Source organism: Streptomyces filamentosus, assembly GCF_014654895.1.
In the GTDB taxonomy this organism is placed as follows: domain Bacteria; phylum Actinomycetota; class Actinomycetes; order Streptomycetales; family Streptomycetaceae; genus Streptomyces; species Streptomyces filamentosus.
Genome location: NZ_BNBE01000003.1, coordinates 174,908 through 198,591, shown reverse-complemented (window position 1 = coordinate 198,591; position 23,684 = coordinate 174,908). Strand labels below are relative to the sequence as shown.

The 23,684-nt window shown below is 74.0% G+C and carries 21 protein-coding genes; 10 read left to right on the top strand and 11 right to left on the bottom strand.

The features are described from left to right. Positions 1-73: 73 nt before the first annotated feature. Complete coding sequence (gene glnA2 / locus IE326_RS28375; RefSeq protein ID WP_030755173.1) at positions 74-1,435, bottom strand: gamma-glutamylpolyamine synthetase GlnA2; 1,362 nt, start codon at positions 1,433-1,435, stop codon at positions 74-76. 212 nt (positions 1,436-1,647) lie between these two features. Between glnA2 and IE326_RS28370 the strand changes: the two genes are divergently transcribed. From IE326_RS28370 to IE326_RS28355, 4 genes are all read left to right on the top strand, one after another. Beyond that, entirely contained in the window at positions 1,648-2,064 is a 417-nt protein-coding gene (locus IE326_RS28370; protein ID WP_150227854.1) for a hypothetical protein, read from the top strand. Positions 2,065-2,183: 119 nt separating this feature from the next. Beyond that, positions 2,184-2,861 carry a thioredoxin-like domain-containing protein gene (locus IE326_RS28365; RefSeq protein WP_190043700.1) on the top strand — a complete coding sequence of 226 codons (678 nt, stop codon included), beginning with the start codon at positions 2,184-2,186 and terminating at the stop codon, positions 2,859-2,861. Beyond that, a complete protein-coding gene (locus tag IE326_RS28360) occupies positions 2,858-3,484 on the top strand; it encodes a DUF305 domain-containing protein (RefSeq protein ID WP_150227856.1) in 627 nt (208 codons plus the stop codon). The genes IE326_RS28365 and IE326_RS28360 overlap by 4 nt, the downstream gene beginning before the upstream one ends. Before the next feature lie 127 nt (positions 3,485-3,611). Next, positions 3,612-4,031 (top strand): CBS domain-containing protein, encoded by a 420-nt coding sequence (locus tag IE326_RS28355; protein ID WP_150227857.1) that lies wholly within the window; start codon positions 3,612-3,614, stop codon positions 4,029-4,031. Here the strand turns inward: IE326_RS28355 and IE326_RS28350 are convergent. The 3 genes from IE326_RS28350 to gadC are packed head-to-tail and all read right to left on the bottom strand — an operon-like array spanning position 4,016 to position 7,155. Next, entirely contained in the window at positions 4,016-4,831 is an 816-nt protein-coding gene (locus IE326_RS28350; protein ID WP_190043699.1) for an alpha/beta fold hydrolase, read from the bottom strand. The two genes, IE326_RS28355 and IE326_RS28350, sit on opposite strands and share 16 nt — an antisense overlap. A gap of 37 nt (positions 4,832-4,868) precedes the next feature. Further along, positions 4,869-5,660: a DUF998 domain-containing protein gene (locus IE326_RS28345; RefSeq protein WP_190043698.1), complete on the bottom strand. Its 792-nt coding sequence runs from the start codon at positions 5,658-5,660 to the stop codon at positions 4,869-4,871. Between the two features lie 13 nt (positions 5,661-5,673). Then, positions 5,674-7,155, bottom strand: coding sequence for a glutamate/gamma-aminobutyrate antiporter GadC (gene gadC / locus IE326_RS28340; RefSeq protein ID WP_150227860.1), 1,482 nt, complete (start codon positions 7,153-7,155; stop codon positions 5,674-5,676). Positions 7,156-7,304: 149 nt separating this feature from the next. On the opposite strand from gadC, the gene IE326_RS28335 reads away from it, so the two are divergent. Beyond that, entirely contained in the window at positions 7,305-9,092 is a 1,788-nt protein-coding gene (locus IE326_RS28335; RefSeq protein ID WP_150227861.1) for an NAD+ synthase, read from the top strand. Here IE326_RS28335 and IE326_RS28330 read toward each other — a convergent pair. The 4 genes from IE326_RS28330 to IE326_RS28315 all read right to left on the bottom strand — a co-directional run bounded on the left by IE326_RS28330 (position 9,046) and on the right by IE326_RS28315 (position 14,279). Next, positions 9,046-10,296: an MFS transporter gene (locus tag IE326_RS28330; RefSeq protein WP_150227862.1), complete on the bottom strand. Its 1,251-nt coding sequence runs from the start codon at positions 10,294-10,296 to the stop codon at positions 9,046-9,048. The two genes, IE326_RS28335 and IE326_RS28330, sit on opposite strands and share 47 nt — an antisense overlap. Positions 10,297-10,561: 265 nt before the next feature. Further along, positions 10,562-11,575: an endonuclease/exonuclease/phosphatase family protein gene (locus IE326_RS28325; protein WP_373310295.1), complete on the bottom strand. Its 1,014-nt coding sequence runs from the start codon at positions 11,573-11,575 to the stop codon at positions 10,562-10,564. 201 nt (positions 11,576-11,776) lie between these two features. Further along, positions 11,777-12,577, bottom strand: a complete 801-nt coding sequence (locus IE326_RS28320; RefSeq protein WP_373310347.1) for a TetR/AcrR family transcriptional regulator — start codon at positions 12,575-12,577, stop codon at positions 11,777-11,779. A gap of 100 nt (positions 12,578-12,677) precedes the next feature. After that, positions 12,678-14,279, bottom strand: a complete 1,602-nt coding sequence (locus IE326_RS28315; RefSeq protein ID WP_150227865.1) for an MFS transporter — start codon at positions 14,277-14,279, stop codon at positions 12,678-12,680. A 331-nt stretch (positions 14,280-14,610) separates the two neighbouring features. Between IE326_RS28315 and panB the strand changes: the two genes are divergently transcribed. From panB to IE326_RS28300, 3 genes are all read left to right on the top strand, one after another. After that, positions 14,611-15,474: a 3-methyl-2-oxobutanoate hydroxymethyltransferase gene (gene panB, locus IE326_RS28310; RefSeq protein WP_150227866.1), complete on the top strand. Its 864-nt coding sequence runs from the start codon at positions 14,611-14,613 to the stop codon at positions 15,472-15,474. A 124-nt stretch (positions 15,475-15,598) separates the two neighbouring features. Continuing rightward, a complete protein-coding gene (locus tag IE326_RS28305; RefSeq protein ID WP_190043696.1) occupies positions 15,599-16,600 on the top strand; it encodes an ATP-binding cassette domain-containing protein in 1,002 nt (333 codons plus the stop codon). Continuing rightward, complete coding sequence (locus tag IE326_RS28300) at positions 16,597-17,454, top strand: ABC transporter permease (protein ID WP_190043695.1); 858 nt, start codon at positions 16,597-16,599, stop codon at positions 17,452-17,454. Before IE326_RS28305 ends, IE326_RS28300 begins: the two co-directional genes overlap by 4 nt. A 22-nt stretch (positions 17,455-17,476) precedes the next feature. Here IE326_RS28300 and IE326_RS28295 read toward each other — a convergent pair whose 3' ends face one another. Beyond that, on the bottom strand, positions 17,477-20,806 hold the full coding sequence (locus IE326_RS28295) for an ATP-binding protein (RefSeq protein ID WP_190043694.1): 3,330 nt from the start codon (positions 20,804-20,806) through the stop codon (positions 17,477-17,479). A 255-nt stretch (positions 20,807-21,061) separates the two neighbouring features. On the opposite strand from IE326_RS28295, the gene IE326_RS28290 reads away from it, so the two are divergent. Next, positions 21,062-21,856, top strand: coding sequence for a site-2 protease family protein (locus IE326_RS28290; protein WP_190043693.1), 795 nt, complete (start codon positions 21,062-21,064; stop codon positions 21,854-21,856). Here the strand turns inward: IE326_RS28290 and IE326_RS28285 are convergent. Both IE326_RS28285 and npdG read right to left on the bottom strand, forming a co-directional pair. Further along, on the bottom strand, positions 21,853-22,047 hold the full coding sequence (locus tag IE326_RS28285) for a hypothetical protein (protein WP_150227871.1): 195 nt from the start codon (positions 22,045-22,047) through the stop codon (positions 21,853-21,855). The two genes, IE326_RS28290 and IE326_RS28285, sit on opposite strands and share 4 nt — an antisense overlap. A 148-nt stretch (positions 22,048-22,195) precedes the next feature. Further along, on the bottom strand, positions 22,196-22,906 hold the full coding sequence (gene npdG, locus IE326_RS28280) for an NADPH-dependent F420 reductase (protein ID WP_150227872.1): 711 nt from the start codon (positions 22,904-22,906) through the stop codon (positions 22,196-22,198). Positions 22,907-22,999: 93 nt separating this feature from the next. Here npdG and IE326_RS28275 point away from each other — a divergent pair, with 93 nt between their 5' ends. Continuing rightward, complete coding sequence (locus tag IE326_RS28275) at positions 23,000-23,599, top strand: hypothetical protein (RefSeq protein ID WP_150227873.1); 600 nt, start codon at positions 23,000-23,002, stop codon at positions 23,597-23,599. Positions 23,600-23,684 lie beyond the last annotated feature (85 nt).

Genomic DNA, 23,684 nt, shown 5'->3' with positions numbered 1-23,684 from the left:
CGACTCAGGGCCGACGGTTTGCGAACGTCGGCCCTGAGTGCTGATTCGGTACCCTACCCGGCGTGACCTGCGGCTACAAGACCGGCAGGTTCTTCCGCAGCTCGAAGGCGGTGACCTCGGAGCGGTACTCCTCCCACTCCTGCTTCTTGTTGCGGAGGAAGAAGTCGAAGACGTGCTCGCCGAGGGTCTCGGCGACCAGTTCGGACTTCTCCATGAGGGCGATGGCCTCGCCGAGGTTCTGCGGGAGGGGCTCGATGCCCATCGCGCGGCGCTCGGAGTCGGAGAGGGCCCAGACGTCGTCGTCGGCGCCGGCGGGGAGTTCGTAGCCCTCCTCGATGCCCTTGAGGCCGGCGGCGAGGAGGACCGCGTACGTCAGGTAGGGGTTGGCGCCGGAGTCGATGGAGCGGACCTCGACGCGGGAGGAGCCGGTCTTGCCGGGCTTGTACATGGGGACCCGGATGAGGGCGGAGCGGTTGTTGTGGCCCCAGCAGATGTAGGAGGGGGCCTCGCCGCCGGAACCGGCGGTGCGGGAGGAGCCGCCCCAGATGCGCTTGTACGAGTTGACCCACTGGTTCGTGACGGCGGAGATCTCGCCCGCGTGCTTCAGGAGGCCCGCGATGAAGGAGCGGCCGACCTTGGAGAGCTGGTACTCGGCGCCCGACTCGTAGAAGGCGTTCCGGTCGCCCTCGAAGAGGGAGAGGTGGGTGTGCATGCCCGAGCCCGGGTAGTCCGAGAACGGCTTCGGCATGAAGGTCGCCTGGACGCCCTGCTCCAGGGCCACCTGCTTCATGACCAGGCGGAAGGTCATGATGTTGTCGGCGGTGGAGAGCGCGTCGGCGTAGCGGAGGTCGATCTCCTGCTGGCCGGGCGCGCCCTCGTGGTGGGAGAACTCGACCGAGATGCCCATCGATTCGAGCATGGTGATGGCCTGGCGGCGGAAGTCCATGCCCACGTTCTGCGGGGTGTGGTCGAAGTAGCCGGAGTTGTCGGCGGGGGTGGGGCGCGAGCCGTCGAGCGGCTTGTCCTTCAGGAGGAAGAACTCGATCTCGGGGTGGGTGTAGAAGGTGAACCCGAGGTCGGACGCCTTGGCCAGCGCCCGCTTGAGGACGAAGCGCGGGTCGGCGAAGGACGGGGAGCCGTCCGGCATGAGGATGTCGCAGAACATCCGGGCGGTGCCGGGGGCCTCGGCCCGCCAGGGCAGGATCTGGAAGGTGCCCGGGTCCGGCTTGGCGATCATGTCGGACTCGTAGACGCGGGCGAAGCCCTCGATCGCCGAGCCGTCGAAGCCGATGCCCTCGTCGAAGGCCTGCTCCAGCTCGGCGGGGGCGACGGCGACCGACTTCAGGAAGCCGAGCACGTCGGTGAACCACAGGCGCACGAAGCGGATGTCACGCTCTTCGAGCGTACGGAGCACAAATTCCTGCTGCTTGTCCATTTCCACACCCATCCTCGCTGGTCAGGCCGCCTGCTCCCACCGCCTCGGGCACAGGGGGGCACCTGAGCATCCCACCACATGGTTTCGCGCACGTTGCACACCCATACTGCCTGTTCGGGTGTGACACAGATAACCGAGCACCCCCCGGGTGTCACCGGAAGTCGTACCCCGTTCGGCCCACGGAGGCCGCTCGCCCACTACGATCTGCGCCCATGGGAGCCCTACGGCTCGAACGCCCGTACCAGCACGCGCGTCCCCTGGCACTGGTGAGTGCCGTGGCGACGCTCCTCGCCGCGCTCTTCGTCTGCCTGGGGGGCGGTCCGGGCGGTTCCGGCGGGCATCCGGGGCACGGCGGGGGGAGTGCCACGGCGCTCACGGCCCCGGCCGGTCCCGCCGCCACCCCGGTCTCCGAGCCCGCCGCGTACGTCTGCCCGTACGACCGCGGCGACTGCTCCCTCTTCCCCTCGCTCTCCCCCGCGGTGCTCAGCGCGCCGCCCCTCGATCCGCCGCTGCACGCGGAGGGCCGGCCGCCGCGCGGCGACGCGCGCGCCGGCGAGGGCGCGACGGGGGACCCCGGGACGCGGCCGCGCGCCCCGGACCTGCACGTCCTTCAAGTCCTCCGGACCTAGGCCGCGTCCTTCGGAGCCTGCCGGGCCGCCCCGGGCCGTGCCTTGCGGCGCCCGCCGCCCGAACGACGCCTCCCCCCTATTTCCCCCTGTTTTTTCTTTCCCAGAAGGACGACACCACCATGGCCGCCAACCGCTCCACCTCCGCCGACCGCCGTGCCCGAATAGAGGAGATGCGCCGCGCCGAGCAGGCCCGCGAGCGCCGCAACCGCTTCCTGACCATCGGCATCTCCACCGTCGTCGTGCTGAGCCTCGTCGGCTTCGGCGGCTACGTGCTCAAGACGCAGTCCGACAAGGAGGACGCCAAGGAGGCCGCCGCCAAGGCGCCCATCGTCGGCGAGAAGTCCTGGGACGCGAAGAAGCTCGGCCGCAACCACGTCGAGACGGCCGTGAAGTACGACATGAAGCCGCCGGTCGGCGGCGACCACCACCCGGTGTGGCTGAACTGCGACGGCGACGTCTACGACAAGGCCGTCCCCGAGGTGAACGCGGTGCACTCCCTGGAGCACGGCGCCGTCTGGGTGACGTACACCAAGAAGGCCGCCGCGGCCGACCTGGACAAGCTGAAGGACAAGGTCTCCAAGACCCCCTACACGCTGATGAGCCCGGTCGACGACCAGACCGGCGCGATCATGCTCAGCGCCTGGGGCAAGCAGGTCACCGTGGACAGCGCGACCGACCCGCGCGTGGACGCCTTCTTCACCAAGTACGTGCAGGGCGCCCAGACCCCCGAGCCGGGCGCGGCCTGCACCGGCGGCGTCGGCGCCGACGGCGTGGGCGGCGCGGGGATGGGCCAGTGAACGGCCGCCGCACGCGGTACGCCGCGGTCACCGCGGTCGCCCTCTCGGTGCTGTTCGCCGCGGGCGCGGTCACGGTCGCCTCGGCGGACCGCGAGGAGGCGCCCGGCACCCCCGTCAGCGCCTCCGCGGACGCCGGCTTCGCCCGGGACATGTCGGTCCATCACCAGCAGGCCGTCGAGATGTCCTTCATCGTCCGGGACCGGACCGAGGACCCCGAGGTCCGCCGGCTCGCGTACGACATCGCCAACACCCAGGCCAACCAGCGGGGCATGATGCTCGGCTGGCTCGACCTGTGGAAGCTGCCCAAGGTCGAGTCCGGCACCGCGCCGATGACCTGGATGGACATGCCCGCCACCGGCTCCGGGGACGGCGCGCTGATGCCGGGCATGGCGACGAAGGCGCAGCTGGACGCCCTGCGGAAGGCGTCCGGCAAGGAGGCCGAGATCCTCTACCTGCGGCTGATGACCGCCCACCACAGGGGCGGGGTCCACATGGCCCAGGGGTGCGTGGAGCGGTGCTCGGTGGAGGTCGAGCGGAACCTCGCCCAGGGCATGGTCGACGCCCAGGAGTCGGAGATCCTGCTGATGGCGGACATGCTCCGCAAGCGCGGCGCCACCGCCTGAGGCGTCCGCAGGACGTTCCCGGCCCCCGTGACCCGCTGCGGTCGCGGGGGCCGACGCGTGCCCGCAGAATGAAGGCGCTCGGGGACCGACGTACGCCCAAGGACGTCCGACGAAAGGCACGCACCCCATGACCACGGCGAAGGACATCATGCACCCGGGGGCCCGCTGGATCCCGGAACACGAGACTCTCGACCGCGCGGCGCAGCTGATGCGCGAACTGAACGTGGGGGCGCTTCCTGTCGCCGACGAGAACGAACGGCTCTGCGGCATCGTGACCGACCGCGACATCGTGGTCCGCTGTGTGGCGATGGGCCACGACCCGGCGAAGGTGACCTGCGGCTCGATCGTGCAGGGCACCCCGCGCTGGATCGACGCGGGCGCGGACGTGGGCGCGGTCCTGGAGGAGATGCAGAGCCACCAGATCCGGCGGCTGCCGGTGATCGAGAACAAGCGGCTGGTCGGCATGATCAGCGAGGCCGATCTGGCGCAGCGGCTGTCGGACGAGCAGCTGAAGGCGTTCTGCGCGAGCGTCTACGCCGCCTCCTGACCGCCCGCCCCGCCCGTTTCCAGGACGACCCGGGCCACCGTGCCCGGGTCGTCCCGCATGACCAGGTGGCCCGAGGGCACGGCCGCCTCGTAGCGGGCGCCGAGCCGTCGGGCCAGCGTGCGCTGGCGGCGCTCCCAGCGGGCGGAGCCGTCGGGGGCGGCGAGGACGGTGACGGGGGCGCCGGGGGGCAGCGGGCGGGTGCGGCGCAGGGCGAGGAGTTCGGCGGCGACGGCGCCGTAGCGGGCGTTCTCGCGCAGCGGGCCGCGCCAGGCGCGTGAGGTGCGGTAGACGCGGCGGACCTCGGCGGGCGGGGCGGTGTCGGGGCGCAGGGCGAGCCGGCGGAGGGCCGGGCCGAGGGCGGCGGGCAGGCCGAGGGCGGTGAGGACGGTCCCGGCGGGGACGGTCCAGGCGGAGCCGGTGGTGCGGGGGCGGTCCTCCACGGAGGAGTCGAGGAGGACGAGGGCGGCCGTGCGGTCCGGGTGGAGCCGGGCGAAGCCCTCGGCGTGGAGGCCCGCGATCGAGTGGCCGACGAGGGTGACGGGCCCGGGCAGGCCGAGGGCGTCGAGGAGGCCGGCGATCCGGTCGGCCTCGCCCGCCAGGGTGGGGGGCGCGGTGCTGCCCTGGGAGAGGCCGTGGCCGGGACGGTCGAAGCGGACGACGGTGCGGTGCGGGGCGAGCAGCGCCGCGACCGGGTCCCAGTCGAACCAGCCGAGGCCGAGTCCGGCGGAGAGCACGCAGACCGGCCCCCGCCCGTCGACGACCACGTGGTGGGCGGTGCCCCCGAGACGTACGAAGGTCATCCTCGGGTCCTCTCGCCGCGCTGCGGGGGTACGGGGGTCATCCGCGGGTCCTCTCCCGGCGCCGGTCCCGGCGGTCCCGCCGGTCCCCCGTCGGCGTGCGCGGGTGCTCGCGGGCGAGGGAGACGGCGAGGACGGCGGTCCAGACGGCGACGAGGAGGACCTGGAGGCGCTGGCCCGCGCCGAGGGACCACAGGCCCTTTCCGGCTTCGAAGGCGGCGACGGCGGCGAGGGTCCAGACGGTGGCGGCGGCTTCGAGGGCGACGAGGACCGGGCCGCTGCGGGCCAGCGGCGGCCAGAGGCCGTACCGGCGGGCGGCGACGGTGAGCGCGACCATGGCGAGGAGCGCGCCGGTCAGGGCGAGGCTCGAACTGACGGCGTGGGCCGTGTGGGTGGCGGGGACGAGTCCGGCGGTCTCGCGGGCGGCGCACTCGGGGTCGGTGGTGGGGGCGCAGCTGAGCGGGAGGCGGGAGTCGACGGCGGTGGCGGCGCCGAAGAGGGCGAGGGCGGCCCAGCCGGCGAGGAGCCAGGGGCGGCGGCCCGCCCCGGGGGCGGTGCGGGCCCAGCTGGGGACGCCGGGTTCGGCCGGGGGGCCGGCGGCGCGGGTGGCGAGGAGGCCGGTGACGGCGCCGGCGAGGACGAGGAGCCCGGCGGCGAGGTCGGTGGCGCGGAAGAGGCCGCCGAGCGGCTGGTCGGCGGCGGCCAGCTCGGAGACGTAGGTGCGGACCGGGTCGAGACCGGTCCGCACCACGACTTCGAGGACCCAGGCGGTGTACGCGAGCGCCCCCAGGAACAGCAGGACGGCGGACGCGCGCGTGACCTTTCCGGGCATACGGGGTCAGACGTCAGGGAGTGCCGGAAGGTTCCCGGTGGTCGGGGTGGACCCATTCGGGCTTGCGGTACTTGAGGAGCAGCCCGGGGATGAGGAGGCCGAGGACGACCAGGCCGCCGCCGACGACGAGGAGGTAGCGCCAGAGGGGTTCGCCGTCGAACTGGTCGGGCGGGACGAAGCCGATGACGAGGGCGAGGACGGAGGCGACGAAGCCGACGGCGGCGACCCAGGTGACGGCGGGGACGCGGAAGCCGCGCTCGACGTCGGGCTGGGTGCGGCGGAGCTTGACGACGGCGACGAACATCAGCAGGTAGGCGATCAGGTAGATCTGCACCGTGATGACGGAGAACATCCAGTAGGAGCTGGAGACGCTGTCGCTGAAGGCGTACAGGACGCCGATCAGGGTGGTGATCACGCCCTGGGCGACCATGATGCTGGTCGGCGAGCCCGCCTTGTTGAACTTCTGGAAGGCGGGCGGGAGGTAGCCCTCCTGGCGGGAGAGCAGGACGAGGCCCTTGGCGGGTCCGGAGAGCCAGGTGAGCATGCCGCCGAGGGCGGCGCAGACCAGCATGACGCCGACGACCCGGGTCATCCAGCCGATGGAGAAGTGGTCGAAGAAGGCGCCGAAGGCCTGCATGAGGCCGGCGGTGAGGCTGAGCTGGTCGGACGGCATGACCCAGGCGATGGCGAGGGCCGGGAGGATGAAGATCAGCAGGACGAGCCCGGTGGCCAGGAACATCGCCTTGGGGTACTCGCGCTTGGGTTCGCGCAGCGAGGAGACGTGGACGCCGTTCATCTCCATGCCCGCGTAGGACAGGAAGTTGTTGACGATGAGGACGAGGCTGGCGAGGCCGGTCCACGGCGGCAGCCAGTGGTCGGGGCTCATCGGCTGGGCGGAGGGGTTGCCCTGGCCGAGGAAGACCATGCCGAGCAGGACGAGGAGCACGCCGGGGATCAGGGTGCCGACGATCAGGCCGAAGGAGGAGAGCCCGGCGATGGCGCGGGTGCCGCGCGAGGAGACCCAGACGCCGGCCCAGTAGACGGTGACGATGACGATCGCGACGTAGAGGCCGTTCTCGGCGAGCGAGGGGTCGATGACGTACGCGAAGGTCGAGGCGACGTAGGCGAGCAGGCTCGGGTAGTAGGCGATCGTCATGGCGAACTGGCACCAGACGGCGAGGAAGCCGAGCGGTTTGCCGAGGGCCTCGCTGACCCAGCGGTAGATGCCGCCGGACCAGCCGGAGGCGAGTTCGGCGCCGACGAGGGCGGTGGGGAGGAGGAAGACGATGGCGGGCAGGAGGTAGAGGAAGATCGCGGCCAGGCCGTAGATGGCCATGGTCGGCGCGGGCCGCAGGGAGGCGACGGACGCCGTGGTCATGAAGGCGAGCGTCAGCCAGGAGATGAACTGCCTTTTGGTGCCGTCGTCCTGGAGGACCGCCGCGTCCTCGCCCGAGGCGGGTCGGGCCGACTCCGCCGGATCGTCAGTGGTCGTCATGGGCCCATGATCAGATGGGCGGGCGTTCTCCGCATGTCGGGCGGAAGGGGGCACCCGTCCGGGTGGAGACGGTCGGCGCGGCGGGAAGCCGACGGGAATCGGCCATGCTTTCCAGGACATAGCGTCGATCTGACGATTAGACTGGGGACATGCCTCAACTACGCCTCGCGCTGAATCAGATCGACTCGACCGTCGGGGACGTCGCCGGGAACTCCGAGGCGATCGTCCACTGGACCCGGCACGCCGTCGGCCAGGGCGCGCACCTCGTCGCCTTTCCCGAGATGGCGCTGACCGGCTACCCCGTCGAGGACCTGGCCCTGCGGCCGTCCTTCGTCGAGGCCTCCCGGGCGGCGCTGCTCGCGCTCGCGGAGCGGCTCGCCGACGAGGGCTTCGGGGAGGTGCCGGTGGTCGTCGGCTACCTCGACCGGACCGAGCGGGCGGTGCCCCGGCTCGGCCGCCCGGCGGGCTCCCCGGAGAACGCGGCGGCGGTGCTGCACCGCGGCCGGGCCGTGCTCCGCTTCGCCAAGCACCACCTGCCGAACTACGGCGTCTTCGACGAGTTCCGCTACTTCGTGCAGGGCGACACCCTGCCGGTGCTGCGGGTGCGCGGGGTCGACGTGGCGCTCGCGATCTGCGAGGACCTGTGGCAGGAGGGCGGCCGGGTGCCGGCGGCGCGCAGCGCCCGGGCCGGGCTGCTGCTGTCGGTGAACGCCTCGCCGTACGAGCGGGACAAGGACGACACCCGGCTCGAACTGGTCCGCAAGCGGGCCCAGGAGGCCGGCTGCACGACGGCGTACCTGGCGACGACCGGCGGGCAGGACGAGCTGGTCTTCGACGGGGACTCGATCGTGGTGGACGCGGCGGGGGAGGTGATCGCGCGGGCCCCGCAGTTCACCGAGGGCAGCGTGGTCCTCGACCTGGACCTGCCGGCGGCCGACCCGGAGGCGCCGGCGCCGGGCACGGTGGTGGACGACGGGCTGCGGATCGACCGGGCGGTGCTCGCCGGGGAGGCCGGGGAGGTGCTCCCGGCGTACGAGCCGGAGCTGACGGGCGGTTACGCGCAGCGGCTGGACGACGACGAGGAGGTCTACTCGGCGCTGGTCGTCGGGCTCCGCGCGTACGTGGCGAAGAACGGTTTCAGCTCGGTGCTGGTCGGCCTCTCCGGCGGGATCGACTCGGCGCTCGTCGCCGCGATCGCCTGCGACGCGCTGGGCGCGGACCGGGTGCACGGGGTGTCGATGCCGTCGAAGTACTCCTCCCAGCACTCGAGGGACGACGCGGCCGAGCTGGCCCGCCGCACCGGCCTGCGCTTCCGCACCGTCTCCATCGAGCCGATGTTCGACGCCTACACGGCGGCCCTGGAGCTGACCGGCCTGGCCGAGGAGAACCTCCAGTCCCGGCTGCGCGGCACCACCCTGATGGCGGTCTCCAACCAGGAGGGCCACCTCGTCCTCGCCCCCGGCAACAAGTCCGAGCTGGCCGTGGGCTACTCCACCCTCTACGGCGACTCCGTCGGCGCCTACGGCCCGATCAAGGACGTCTACAAGACGGACGTCTTCCGGCTGGCCCGCTGGCGCAACCGGGCCGCCGAGGAGCGCGGCCAGACCCCGCCGATCCCGGAGAACTCGATCGTGAAGCCGCCCAGCGCCGAGCTGCGGCCCGGCCAGGTCGACACGGACTCGCTGCCGGACTACGACGTGCTCGACCGGATCCTCGCCCGGTACGTGGACGGGGACGAGGGCACGGACGCGATCGTGGCGGCCGGCTTCGACCCGGAGCTGGTGGCGCGGACGCTGCGGATGGTGGACGCGGCGGAGTACAAGCGGCGCCAGTACCCGCCGGGCACCAAGATCTCGGCGAAGGGCTTCGGCAAGGACCGGCGGCTGCCGATCACGAACCGCTGGCGGGAGACTCCGACACCGCCGCCGGCGTCCTGACCGGTTCCCCGGCGGCGAGGGGGCTTCGCGCGACGACGTGCGAGGCCCCCTCTTCCGTACGGCTCCTGCGGTCGAGGACGCCGGCGGTGACGGCGATCGCGAGGCCCGCGGCGGCGAGGCCCGCGCCGACCAGCGCCGGGGAGGTCCAGCCCCAGCCCGCGGCGACGGCCGCGCCGCCGGCCCAGGCGCCGCCCGCGTTGGCGAGGTTGAAGGCGGAGTGGTTGGAGGCGGAGGCGAGGGTGGGGGCGTCCTTCGCCTTCTCCATGACGAGCATCTGGAGCGGGGTGGTCGTCATGAAGCCGACGGCGCCGAGCACCACCACCGTGACCAGGGCCAGCCAGGGCACGTGGACGGTGAAGCGGAAGGCGACCAGGGTCAGCGCGAGGGCGGCCAGCGAACCGTAGAGGGTGGGGCGCGGGGCGCGGTCGGTGAGCGGCCCGGCGGCCAGCGCGCCGGCCGTCATGCCGAGGCCGAAGAGGGCGAGGACGACCGTGACGGTGGACGCGCCGAAGCCCATCACCTCGGTGGTCATGGAGGCGAGGTAGGCGTAGACCGCGAAGACCCCGGCGAAGCCGAAGACGGCGGTGAGCAGGCCCAGCAGCACCTGCGGACGGCCGAGGGCGCGCAGCTCGCGGCCCACGCCCTGCCGCTCGTCCACCGGCAGCCGCGGGACCAGCCGGGCGAGGGCGGCGAGCGCCACCAGGCCGATGACGGCGACGACGAGGAAGGTGGCGCGCCAGCCGAGGCGCTGGCCGAGCAGGGTGGCGGCGGGGACGCCGAGGATGTTGGCGACGGTGAGGCCGAGGAACATGGTGGCGACCGCGCGGGCCTGCCGGTCGGGGCGGACGAGCCGAGCGGCGACGACGGCCCCGACGCCGAAGAAGGCGCCGTGCGGGAGGCCGGCGAGGACCCGGCCGGCGATCAGCCAGCCGTAGCCGGGGGCGAGGGCGGAGGCGAGGTTGCCGACGGTGAAGAGGGCCATCAGCAGGAGCAGCATCCGCTTGCGGGGGACGCGGGAGCCGAGGGCGGTGAGCAGCGGGGCGCCGACGACGACGCCGAGGGCGTAGGCGGAGACGAGGTGGCCCGCGGTCGGGACGGTGGTGCCGAGGTCGGCGGCGACGTCGGGCAGCAGGCCCATCATCACGAACTCGGTGGTGCCGATGCCAAAAGCGGAGATGGCCAGGGCGAGCAGGGCCACGGGCATGGGTGGGAGACCCTTTCCGGATCCAGGGTTTTGTTTTCTGACAAAACAAATTGTGACAGATCCCGGAGGGTCCCCCGGCTTCCGGGGGATGGAGAAAAGGTTTCGGCCGCCGTACGCCTGGCTTCGGCAGGGCCGGAGGGCGCCACGGACGGGGTCGGAGAGTGACGCGGACCGGGTCGGAGGGCGACGCGGGCCGCGGCGAGGAGGCGATGCGACCCGGACCGGAGGCTGCTCCGGACCCGGCCGGAGGGCGAGGCCGACCGGGTCAGAGGGTGACGCGGGCGGCGAGCGGCAGGTGGTCGCTGTCGGTCCGCGGGAGCGCCCAGGACGACACCGGCTCGACGCCGCGCACCAGGATCTGGTCGATCCGGGCCATCGGGAAGGAGGCCGGCCAGGAGAAGCCGAAGCCGTCGCCCGCCGCGCCCTGGGTGGAGCGCATCTGCGCGGTGACGGCGTTGAGGGCGCGGTCGTTCATGGTGCCGTTGAGGTCGCCGAGGAGGACGACCCGCTGCGCCCGGTCGTTCGCGATGGCCTCGCCGAGGGCGTCGGCGCTGGTGTCGCGCTGGCTGGCGGTGAAGCCGGCGTCGAGGTTGACCCGTACGGAGGGGAGGTGGGCGACGTACACCCGGACCTCGCCCTGGGGGGCGACGACGGTGGCGCGCATGGCGCGGGTCCAGCCCATGTGGATGTCCACCGGCCGCGGGTCCCGCAGCGGCAGCCGGCTCCACAGGCCGACGGTGCCCTGGACGGAGTGGTACGGGTACTCCGCCGCCAGCTCCCGCTCGTAGACCGGCACCGCGTCGGCCTTCAGCTCCTCCAGGGCGAGCACGTCGGCCCCGGAGGCGGCGAGGACGCGGGCGGTGCCCGCCGGGTCGGCGTTGTCGGCGTTGACGTTGTGGGTGGCGACGGTGAGGTCGCCGCCGGAGGCCGACTTGTCGGCGACGAGCCCGCCGAAGAGGTTGAGCCAGACGACCGCCGGGAGGAGCAGCGCGAGCAGCGCGGTGGCGGAGCGGCGCAGCAGCGCGAGGACGAGCAGCAGCGGCACGAGGAGGCCGGCCCAGGGCAGGAAGGTCTCGGTGAGGCTGCCGAGGTTGCCGACGCGGTTGGGGATCTGCGCGTGGAAGGCCATCAGGAGCGTGAGGACGAGGGCGCAGACGGCCAGCAGGACGCCGCGCCGCCAGATGCCGGGATCGCGGCGCAGACGGCCCAGGGAGGAGCGGAACCGGCCGCGGGATCCGGAACGCCCGCCTTCCGTCCCGCCGTGCTCCGTCCCCGTCATGTCCACCCGCGCCATCGCTGCCCTCGCTCGCCTTGCCGTGCCGTCGTGCCGTCGTGCTCCGGACCCGGACTCGACCCTAGGCGATGCCGGGCCCCGTGCACTCCCCCAAGGACGGACGGGGTGCGCGCCGGGGTTCCGGCGGCGCGCCGGTTCGGCCGGGCTGTGACAGAACGCGCACATTTGCGCAGGTCGGGGCCCGGGTCACGGTCTGGGCCTGACCCCGTCGAGGATGGTGTCGGCGACGCGGGCCGGGAAGTCGGGCGACAGGTCGGCGTCGGGCTGGAGGACCGTGCGCAGCAGGAGCGGTCCGATGAACAGGTCGTTGACCAGGTCCAGGTCGAGGTCGGCCCGGACCTCCCCGGTGGCGACGCCCCGCTCCAGGACCTCGATGCCGCGGCGGCGGCGGGGTTCGATGGCCGTGCGGTGGTAGTGCTCCCAGAGCCGGGGGTGGGCCTGCATCTGGGCGAACATGTTCCGCAGCAGCGCGGAGGTCCGCTTGGCGAGCCCTCGCCGCCGCATGAACTCCAGGAGCATCACCAGGTCGTCGCGGACCGAGGTGCCGGGCAGCTCCGGGTCCGGCGGCTCGATCGAGCGGACCAGCTCGACCAGCAGGTCCTCCTTGCCGGACCAGCGCCGGTAGATCGTCGCCTTGCCGACGCCCGCCGTGCGGGCGATCCGCTCGATGGAGACGTCCCCGAGCGGGACCCCGCCCTCCAGCAGCCCCACGACGGCGTCGAAGACCGCCTGTTCCACCCCCTCGCTCCGCGGCCGGCCCCGCCGCGGCCCGTCGCAGGGATCGGGGGCGGGGGCGGGGGTGGGGGTGGGAGTGCAGGCGGGAACGGGAGTGGGCGCGGAGGCGGAGGCGCGCTCGCGCGCGGCCCCGGGCCCGGAGCCGGGCGCGTGACCGGGCTCGGGTACGTGACCGGGCTCGGGCGCGCCGGTGGTTCCGGAGGCGGGCCCGGGGGCGGGGCGGGGGCCTTCGGGGGTGTCGCCGTCCGCCAGGGGCACGCGGGCTCCGTCTCTCGTGGGTGTGCGGGGGTCTGCCACCCCTTCATTCTCGCCCTCCCGGGGGCGGGCCGGGACGGGCCCGCCCCTCGGGGCGTCAGCGGCCGGCCGGTTCCGGGGCCTTCGCGGCGGCCGGGGCCGGGGCGTCCGGGGCCGGGGTGCGGCCGGGCAGGAAGCGGGCCACGACGACCGCGCCGACCGCGGCGATGCCGGCCGAGGCGTACGCGGTGACGTGCATCGCGTCGAGGAATGCCTGGTACGCGGGGGCGACGAGCGCGTCGGCGTGGAGCTTCTCCGCGACCGCGAGGGTGGCCTCCAGGGACTCGCCCGCGGTGGTGCGGACGGCGGGCGGCAGGACGTCGAGGTGCGGTTCGATCTCGCCCCGGTAGACGGAGGAGAGGACGGAGCCGAGGACGGCCACGCCGAGCGCGCCGCCGACCTGGCGGAAGGTGTTGTTGACGGCGGAGCCGGAGCCCGCCTTCTCCCGGGGCAGCGTCTGCATGATCGCGACGGTGACCGGCGGCATGATGTGCGCCATGCCCGCGCCCTGCACCAGGAAGACCAGGGCCATCACCCAGACCGGGGTGTCCGCGTCGAAGAAGGCGAAGGCGCCGAGGCCGAGGGCGACGGCGGCCATGCCGGTGGCGCAGACCGCCCGCGCGCCGAAGCGGGCGACCGCGAGCCGGGCCCGGGGCGCGAAGACCATCTGCGCGAGGGCGAGCGGCAGCAGGAGCAGGCCGGAGTCGAGGGCGCTGTAGCCGCGGACGCTCTGGAGGTAGAAGGCGGAGAAGAAGGTCACGCCCATGAGGGCGAAGAAGACCAGGGCGATGGCGGCGACGGCGGCGGAGAAGACCGGCTTGCGGAAGTAGGAGACGTCCAGTGCCGGGTGGTCGCTGCGCCTCTCGTACAGGACGAAGGCGGTGAGGACGGCGAGGCCGCCGAGAACCGGGGCGAGGACCCCCGGCTCGGTGAAGGACGCCTGCTCGCCGCCGCGGATGATCCCGTACACGAGGAGGACGAGGCCGAGGACGGAGAGGAGGACGCCGACGAGGTCGATCCGGCCGGGCGCGGGGTCCTTCGACTCGGGGACGAGCCAGGCCATCAGGCCGAGGCCGAGGAGCACGACGGGCACGTTGATGAGGAAGATCGAGCCCCACCAGAAGTGCTCCAGGAGGATGCCGCCGGTGATCGGGCCGATCGCGATGGCGAGGCCGACGCTGCCGGCCCAGATGCCGATGGCCTTGGGCTGCTCGTCGCGCTCGAAGACGTTCATGAGGACGGCGAGGGTGGCGGGCATGACGAAGGCGGCGCCGAGGCCCATCACGGCCCGGTAGGCGATCAGCTCGCCCGGGGAGCCGGAGAGGGCGGCGAGGGCGGAGCCGACGCCGAAGACAGTGAGGCCGAAGAGGAGGGACTTCTTGCGGCCGAGCCGGTCGCCGAGGAGACCGGAGGCGAAGAGCAGGCCGGCGAAGACGAGCGTGTAGGAGTTGATCGCCCACTCCAGCTCGCTCTGGGTGGCGCCGAGGCCGGTGGGGGCCGGGGAGGCGATCGTCTTGACCGCCACGTTCAGGATCGAGTTGTCGAGGACGACGATCAGCAGGCTGAGCATCAGCACGCCGAGGACGGCCCAGCGGCGGCGGTGGACGGCCTCGGGCACGCGGGGCGGCGCGGGGGCGGGAACAGGGGACGGCTCTGGCATGCGCACCACTGTAACCTCTTTTCGAAACGGGACCGTCTCGTATTTAAAATCCCCGCGCCGGTCCGGCCCGAAACCCCCGGTGCCGGCCCGGCCGGAGACCCTCCGCGCCCGTGCGTCCCAAGGCCCCCGCGCCCGTGCGTCCCGAGAGCCTCGACGCCGGCCCGGCCGGGAGCCCTCCGTGCCCGTCCGGCGCGAAACCCCCCGCACCCGTCCGGTCCGTGTGAACAGCGACACCCCGCCCCACTTCCCCGCCCGCCGGACGAAGTGCCACCATGGAAGCGGTCCGGGGACGCCGTCAGGGCGCCTCGAGATGACGAAGGAGCCGTTCACCATGACGCTTCAGGCTGCCCAGAAGCCGCCCGCCGACGGTACGAAGACGCTGTACGGCGGCAAGGGCTCGCGCCGACTCTCCGTCCACGACATCGCCGCCGCGAAGACCCGCGGCGAGAAGTGGCCCATGCTCACCGCCTACGACGCCATGACCGCGTCCGTCTTCGACGAGGCCGGCATCCCGGTGATCCTCGTCGGCGACTCCATGGGCAACTGCCACCTCGGCTACGACACCACCGTGCCCGTCACGATGGACGAGATGGCCCTGCTCTCCGCCGCCGTCGTCCGGGGCACCCGGCGCGCCCTCGTCGTCGGCGACCTCCCCTTCGGCTCGTACCAGGAGGGGCCCGTCCAGGCCCTGCGCAGCGCGACCCGCCTCGTCAAGGAGGCCGGCGTGCAGGCGGTCAAGCTGGAGGGCGGCGAGCGCTCGCTGCCGCAGACCGAGATGCTGGTCCAGGCCGGCATCCCCGTCATGTCCCACCTGGGCCTCACCCCGCAGTCCGTGAACACCATGGGCTACCGGGTGCAGGGCCGCTCCGACGAGGCCGCGCACAAGCTGCTGCGCGACGCCAAGGCCGCCCAGGACGCGGGCGCCTTCGCGCTCGTCCTGGAGCTGGTGCCGGCCGAGCTGGCCGCCGAGGTCACCCGCTCGCTGCACATCCCGGTCATCGGCATCGGCGCGGGCCCCGACACCGACGCCCAGGTCCTCGTCTGGACCGACATGGCCGGCCTCACCGGCGGCAAGGTGCCGCGCTTCAGCAAGCAGTACGCCAACCTCCGCGAGACGCTCGGCGACGCCGCCCGCGCCTTCGCCGAGGACGTGGCCGGCGGGTCCTTCCCCGCCGAGGAGCACACCTTCCACTAGGAGCTCCCGCGCCCCGCTCCCACCAGGCGCTCCCGCACGGCCGACAGCCCGCCGACGCCCCGTCGGCGGGCTGTCGGCCGTCTGTCGGAGAAATGTCGGAGGACTGTCAGCGGCGCCCTGTTCCATGGTGGACATGACGCGATCACAGACCAACGCCGTCGAGGTCCGGGGCCTCGTGAAGCACTTCGGCGAGACGAAGGCCCTCGACGGGGTCGACCTGGACGTCCGCGAGGGCACCGTCCTCGGCGTCCTCGGGCCCAACGGCGCCGGGAAGACCACCCTCGTCCGCTGCCTGTCCACCCTCCTCGTCCCGGACGCCGGGACCGCCGTCGTCGCCGGCTACGACGTGGTGCGCCAGCCCCGCCAGCTGCGCCGCACCATCGGCCTCACCGGCCAGTACGCCTCGGTCGACGAGAAGCTCTCCGGCTTCGAGAACCTGTACATGATCGGCCGGCTGCTCGACCTGTCCCGCGCGGAGGCCCGCCGCCGCGCCGACGAGATGCTGGAGCGCTTCTCCCTCACCGAGGCCGCCAAGCGCCCGGCGATGAACTACTCCGGCGGCATGCGGCGCCGCCTCGACCTGGCCGCCTCGATGATCGGGCAGCCCGCCGTGCTCTACCTGGACGAGCCGACCACCGGCCTCGACCCCCGCACGCGCAACGAGGTGTGGGACGAGGTGAAGCGGATGGTGTCGGAGGGCGTCACCGTCCTCCTCACCACCCAGTACATGGAGGAGGCGGAGCAGCTCGCGAGCGAGCTGACCGTCGTCGACCGCGGCAAGGTCATCGCCAACGGCGAGGTCGACGAGCTCAAGGCGAAGGTCGGCGGCCGGACGCTGAAGGTCCGCCCGATCGACCCGGCGCAGCTGCCCGCGATGGCGGCCGCGCTCCGCGAGACCGGCCTGGACGGCGTCGCCGGCGCGACCGTGGTGCCCGACGAGGACGCCCTGTACGTGCCGATCCTCACCGACCAGCAGCTGACCGCGGTGGTCTCCCTGCTCGGGGCGCGCGGCTTCGGCATCGCCCACATCGGCACCCATCTGCCCAGCCTGGACGAGGTGTTCCTGGCCATCACCGGCCAGAAGAGCACCGCGGCCGACGAGATCACCGAGGAGGTCGCCGCGTGAGCACGACCACGGTCACCAAGTCCCCCGCCGGCGCCGCGGGCCCCGCCCCGGTCCGGCCGGTCCGCACCGACGCCGACGGCCGCATCGGCCTGCGGGCCAACCTGCGCCACATCGGCGCCCTGGCCCGGCGCAACGCGCTCCAGATCAAGCAGGACCCGGAGTCGATGTTCGACGCCGTGTTCATGCCGATCATCTTCATCCTGCTGTTCGTGTACGTCTTCGGCGGCGCGATATCCGGCAAGGGCAACAACGACGTCTACGTGAACTACGTGACGCCCGGCCTGATGGCGATGATGGGCATGAACATCGCCATGGGCGTCGGCGTGGGCATCAACGACGACTTCAAGAAGGGGGTGATGGACCGGTTCCGGACGATGCCGATCGCCCGCTCCTCGGTCCTCATCGCCAAGATCGTCGTCGAACTCGGCCGGATGATGATCGCCACCGCGATCCTCCTCGGCATGGGCTTCCTGCTGGGCCTGTCGATCCACACCTCGGTGCTGCACCTGCTGGCCGCCATCGGCCTGTCGGTGGTCTTCGGCGCCTCCCTGATGTGGATCTTCATCCTGCTCGGTCTGAGCCTGAAGTCCGCGCAGGCGGTCCAGGGCATGGCGATGCTGGTCCTGATGCCGCTCCAGTTCGGCTCCTCGATCTTCGCGCCGACGACGACGATGCCCGGCTGGCTGGAGACCTTCACGGACTACAACCCGCTCTCCAACCTGGCCGACGCGGCCCGGAACCTCATCAACGGCGGCGCGGTCGCCCACTCCGTGTGGATGACCCTCGGCTGGTCGCTGGCGATCACGCTCGTCACGGCGCCGCTCGCGGTCTCCCGCTTCCGCAAGAAGACCTGAGGCGCCGCCCCGGCACGGGGGTTCAGGACTCGGCGCGCCCATCGATCGCGTCGGCGGCGCTGCCGAGCAGGGCGGCGGCCTCCTCGAAGGAGAGGCCGCCGCCCTCGGCGTACGCGGCGGCGAACTCCGCCCCGCCGAGGGCGGAGCGGGCCAGTTCCGTGGCCCGCTCCAGGTGTTCCTGCTCCAGCGACGGGCGGCGGTGTCCGGCCGGGATCAGGTTCTCGCGGGCGCCCAGGAGCACGGCCGCCGTGCGGGCCCCGGCGCCGCCGAGCCCGGCGAGCGCCCAGGCCGCGAGGGTGAGCTGGCCCGCGGGCATCTGCGGGGCGACCATCATCGCCAGCGCGCCCAGGGACCGCCCGTACCCCTCGACGGCGTTGCGGAGCCCGGCCTCGTACTCGCCCTCCAGGACGTCGGCCCAGGCCAGGCCCGCCAGGATGAAGCCGTCGAAGACGGACAGGGTCTCGCTGCCGAACTCCTCCCGGAGCGCGAGGAGGTGGCGGCGGGCCTCCGCGGTGCGCCCGGTGCGGCCGAGGGCGTGGGCGAGGAAGAGCCGGGCGCCGAGCTGGGACTCGTGGCCGGTGCCGTGGCGGCCGTCGAGGACCTCCCGGAGGATCGCCTCGCCCTCCTCGATCCGGCCGGTCTCGACCAGGATGTCGGCGTACCGGGCGCGCAGCAGGGCCTGCTGGGAGGGGGCGTCGATCTTCTCCGCGTAGCCGATGGCGGCGACGAAGTCGGCGGCGGCCTCGTCGAATTCGAGCTGCCGCTCGTGGGCCTCCGCGCGGGAGGAGAGGGCCTCGGCCATCCCCCAGGCGTCCCCGAGCCTTTCGAAGATCTCCAGGCTCTCGTCGGCGTCGGCGATGGCGTCGCCGGTCCATTCGCCGCGGTTGGCGAGGATGTTGGCGCGCATGTGCAGGATGTTGGCGAGTTCCCAGTCGTAGCCGTGGTCGCGGCACGCCCGGACGGTGGTGTCGAGGAGTTCGCGCAGCCGGCCGGCCTCACCGGTGATGATGACCGCGAAGACGGCGAAGGAGCCGGGGAGCCGGCAGGTCTGCGGCAGGCCGGGCGGGTAGACGGCGGTGATCTCGCGGAGCCGGGCGGTGCCCTCGGGGGTGGTCCAGCGGCCCGTCTCGTGGTCCATGTTGATCAGTTCGAGGAGCCTGACCCCCCGCCGGGCCTCCCAGCGCTGCTCGGCGGAGAGCGGCGGCGGGGCGGCCGTGCACGGTTCGTGGAGTGGAACGACGGGCGCGGCGGGCGGCGCGAAGGGGTCGGGGCCGAGCCCGGCGGCGGCCCGGGCGCCCTGGAGGGCGTCGGAGCGCAGGTCGCGCAGCTGCCAGTACCAGAGCAGGGAGTGGACGAGGACGAGCGCCTCGTCCTCGTCGCGGAGGGCGACGGCCCGGGAGAGCGCGGTGCGGACGTTGCCGTACTCGGCGTCGAAGCGGGCCATGGCGGCGAGCTGTCCGGGGCCGCGGAGCTCGGGGTCCGTGGCGCGGGCGAGTTCGCGGTAGTACGTGAGGTGGGCCCGTTCGGCGGCCGTCCGCCCGCCCGCCTCGTCCAGCCGCTCCCCCGCGTACTCGGCGACCGTCTCCAGGAGCCGGAAGCGCATGCCGGACTCCTCCGGCGCGGCGACCACCAGCGACTTGTCGACGAGGGCGCCCAGCACGTCCAGGACGTCCGCGTCCTCCGGTCCGGCGCAGACCGCCTCGGCCGCCTCCAGGTCGCAGCCGCCGGTGAAGACGGCGAGACGGCGCAGCACCGCCCGCTCCGGCTCCTCCAGGAGGTCCCAGGACCAGTCGACGACCGCCCGCAGCGTCTGCTGGCGGGGCAGCACGGTCCGCGCGCCCGAGGTCAGCAGCCGGAAGCGGTCGTCGAGCCGGTCGGCGATCTGCCGCGGCGACAGCATCCGCAGCCGGGCCGCCGCCAGCTCCACGGCCAGCGGCAGTCCGTCGAGGCGCCGCACGATCTCCCGCGCCGCCTCCGGGTCCCCGGCCACGTCGAAGCCCGGTCGCGCGGCGGCGCCGCGTTCCCCGAGCAGCCGCAGCGCGGTCGCCTCGGGCAGCGGGCCCAGCGGCCGCACCCGCTCCCCCGGCACCCCCAGCGGCTCCCGGCTCGTCGCGAGGACCCGCACCCCCGGGCAGCGGGCGAGGAGCGCCTCCGCCAGCCGGGCGGCGGCCTCCACCAGGTGCTCGCAGTTGTCGAGGAGCAGCAGCATCCGGCGGCCCGCGCAGTGTTCCGCCAGCCGGGAGAGGGCGTCGCCGTCGCCGCGCAGTTCCTCGGCGCCGGCGCCGCGCAGGACGGTCTCGCGGGCGCCGAGGGCGGCGAGGACGGCCTCGGGCACGGCCTCGGGGTCGCGGACGGGGGCCAGTTCGGCGACCCAGACGCCGTCGGGCCAGGCGGCGGCGGACCGTTCGGCCGCCTCCTGGGAGAGCCGGGTCTTGCCGGCGCCGCCGGGCCCGAGCAGGGTCACCATCCGGGCGGCGGCCAGGTCCCCGCGCAGCGCGTCGATCTCCTCCTCGCGCCCGACGAAGGAGGTGAGCCGGGCCCGCAGGTTGCCGGGCGCGGGAGCCCGCACGGGAGCCGGATCCGGAGCCGATGCCGGTACGGGGTCCGGTGCGGCCATGGGCGCGGGCGGCTCGTCCGCGAGGAGGTGCGCGTGGAGGGCGCGCAGCTCGGGGCCGGGGTCGGCGCCGAGCCGGCCGGCCAGCGTCCGCCGCACCTCCTCGTACGCGACCAGCGCCTCGGCCGTCCGTCCCGCGTCGCGCAGGGCCCGGATCCGCAGGGCCTGGAGCGGCTCGTCGAGCGGGCGGTCCGCGCAGAGCGCGGTGAGCTCGGGCAGGGCGTCGGCGGCCCGGCCCAGGGCGAGGGCGGCGCCGAGGCGGGCGCGGCGGGCGTCGAGCCGGCGGGCCTCCCAGCGGGCGGCCTCGGCGTGCCGGTCGGGCAGGTCGGCGAGGACGGGCCCGGTCCACAGGGCGAGGCCCTCGTCCAGGAGGGCGGCGGCCCGCCCGGGGTCCCCGGCGGCGAGCGCGGCGGCGCCGTCGGCGGCGAGCCGTTCGAAGCGGAAGAGGTCGACGTCCTCGCGGCCGGCGTCGAGCAGGTAGCCGCCGCCGGCGGAGCGGACCCGGTCCCGGCCGAGCGCCTTCCGCAGCCGTCCGACCAGCGCCTGGAGGGCGGCGACGGCGTCGGCGGGCGGTTCGTCGCCGTGCCAGACCTCGTCGACGAGCACGGTCACGGGCAGCGCCCGGCCCGGCCGCAGGGCGAGCGCGGCGAGCAGGGCGCGGACGCGGGGGCCGCCGACGGGCGGCTCGGTCCCGTCGGCGGCCAGCGCCCGGGTCGGTCCGAGGAGGCAGTAGCGCACGCCCCCATTCTCCGTGAGGACCCGGCACGCCCCGGCACGCGGGGAACCCCGGCGCGGGACGGTACGTTCTCCCGCACACGGGACCCGCACCGGGTCCGTACGCGCCCGCGCGCGTCCGTACGACCCGCACGGCCCGGAACGCCCCACCCGCACCGCACCACGCCCGCGCACCGCACAGCACCACGCCGCGCGACCCGCACCACGCCGTACGATCCGCACCGCGTCCGCGCGGACACGCCTTCGGGGGAGCCCGTGATGAGTTCGGCCGCCGTCCGCCGCCGGGAGCGCCGGATCAGTCCCGTCTTCCTGGCGGTCCTCGCCGTCATGGCGGCCGCCGGCTGGGGGGTGTGGACGGACTTCGCCGCGCTGCCCGGAGTGGCGGTCTTCCTCTTCGTCACCTCGGCGTGGATCGTCTCGCTCTGTCTGCACGAGTACGCGCACGCGCGCACGGCGCTGCACAGCGGCGACGTCACGGTGGGCGCCAAGGGCTATCTGACCCTGAACCCGTTCGCGTACACCCACGCCGTCCTGAGCGTGGTCCTGCCCGTGCTCTTCGTGATCATGGGCGGGATCGGCCTGCCGGGCGGGGCCGTCTTCATCGACCAGGGGCGGATCAAGGGCCGCTGGAGACACAGCCTGGTCTCGGCGGCGGGCCCGCTGGCGAACGTGCTGTTCGCGGTGGTGTGCACGGCCCCGTTCTGGCTGGACGCGCTCGACGGGGTGCCGGCCGCCTTCCGGTACGCGCTGGCCTTCCTGGCGTTCCTCCAGGTGACGGCCGCGCTGCTGAACCTGCTGCCGGTGCCGGGGCTCGACGGCTACGGCATCGTGGAGCCCTGGCTGTCGTACGAGCTGAAGCGGAAGATCGCGCCGTACGCGCCGTACGGCTTCTTCGCCGTGATCGTCCTGCTCTTCGTGCCGGTGCTGAACGGCGCCTTCTTCGACGCGGTCGACGCCCTGCTGCGGTCCCTGGACGTCGGCGTCCTGGACCGCGCCTGCGGCTCGGCACTGTTCCGCTTCTGGGAGGGGACGCCGCCGGGCTGCCCGCTCTAGACCTGGGCGGCCGGGGCGGCGTCGGCCTTCTCGGCCCTGGCGCGGCGGACGTAGTACCAGGCCATGTTGGAGGAGAGGCCGGCGAGGAGCACCCAGACGACGCCGATGAAGCTGCCGTTCACGAAGGAGATCACGGCCGCGGCGACGGCCAGGGCGCAGACCGCGAGGGAGTAGAGGGCGAGACGGGGCATGGGGGTCGGCTCCTGTCGGGTACGGCTGACGGTGCCCGACCAGTGTCCCCCATGCCCCGAAGCGTCCCTTCTCCGGCTCCGCCCCCCGGGCGGGCCGGACACCCGGGCGGACACCCGGGGGCGCCCGGACGGGCGCCCGACGGCCGGCTCAGATGTCGGTGATCCGGATGCCCGCGTGGGCCTTGTAGCGGCGGTTCACCGAGATCAGGTTGGCGACCAGCGACTCGACCTGGTGGGCGTTGCGCAGCCGGCCGGCGAAGACGCCGCGCATGCCGGGGATGCGGCCGGCCAGCGCCTGCACGATCTCGACGTCGGCGCGCTCCTCGCCGAGGACCATCACGTCGGTGTCGATCTCGGCGATCGAGGTGTCCTTGAGGAGGACGGCGGACAGGTGGTGGAAGGCGGCGGCGACCCGGGAGTCCGGGAGGAGCGCGGCGGCCTGCTCGGCGGCGGAGCCCTCCTCGGGCTTGAGGGCGTAGGCGCCCTTCTTGTCGAAGCCGAGCGGGTTGACGCAGTCGACGACGAGCTTGCCGGCGAGCTCCTCGCGCAGCGACTCCAGCGTCTTGGCGTGGCCGTCCCAGGGGACGGCCACGATGACGACGTCGCTGCGGCGGGCGCACTCGGCGTTGTCGGCGCCCTCGACGCCGTGGCCGATCTCGGCGGCGACGGCCGCGGCGCGGTCGGCGGCGCGGGAGCCGATGATCACCTGCTGGCCGGCGGCGGCGAGGCGGTAGGCGAGGCCGCGGCCCTGGTCGCCGGTGCCGCCGAGGACGCCGACGACGAGGCCGGAGACGTCGGGGAGGTCCCAGGGGTCCTTCGCGGGACGGTTCGAGGGACGGGGAGCGGTCGAGGAAGTCATGGGGCGACCCTACCCACCGGTTCGGGACCCGTTCGGGTGGTTCGCCGACAACCCGCCCGCGCGGGGCCCGCCACCGGGGCATCATGCGGCGCCATGGATGCCGTACGGGTCGCGTTGCTGCGGGAAGTGCTCGCCGGGACGGAGTGGCCGCGCGCCGCCCGCCGCTTCGCCGGGGCGCTGCGGGCGTCGGTGGTGCCGGCGCGGGGCGGGCTGCTGCTCGTCGGCACGGAGGAGTACGAGCCCTGGCACCTCGCGGCGCACCTGGTGGACGAGGCGGCCTGGTCGGGGCAGCCGGAGCTGGCGCCGACGCTGGTGCGGCACCGGGTGCGGGCCGGGCGGCCCGCACACCTGGCGGTGGGTCTCGGCCGTCTCGAAGCGGCGGGCCGGGGTGCGACGCTCCTGGTCGTGGCACCGGAGCGGCCGGGGGCGGGACTGCTCCAGCGGGTGCACGACGCGCGCCGGGCGGGGGCGACGGTGCTGTCGCTGGACGGCGGCGACCCGGAGGTGCGGGGCCTGGCCCACGAGGCGCTGACGGTCGCGGAGGGCGCGGAGGTGGACCTGGACACGGTCCAGCACCTGGTCAGCGCGGCGGCCGGGGAGAACAGCCTGCCGGGCCCGCGCGGCCGCCGGCTCCGCGACCGCCTCTCCACCCTGGCGGACCGCCTGACGTCCCCGCCGCCGGCCCGCTGGTAGCACGCCCCCGTTGGTGGCACGCCCTCCCGTCGGTGGCGGGCCCACGGGCTCGTGGGGCGGCCCGCTCGTGGGGCGGGAGGCCCCC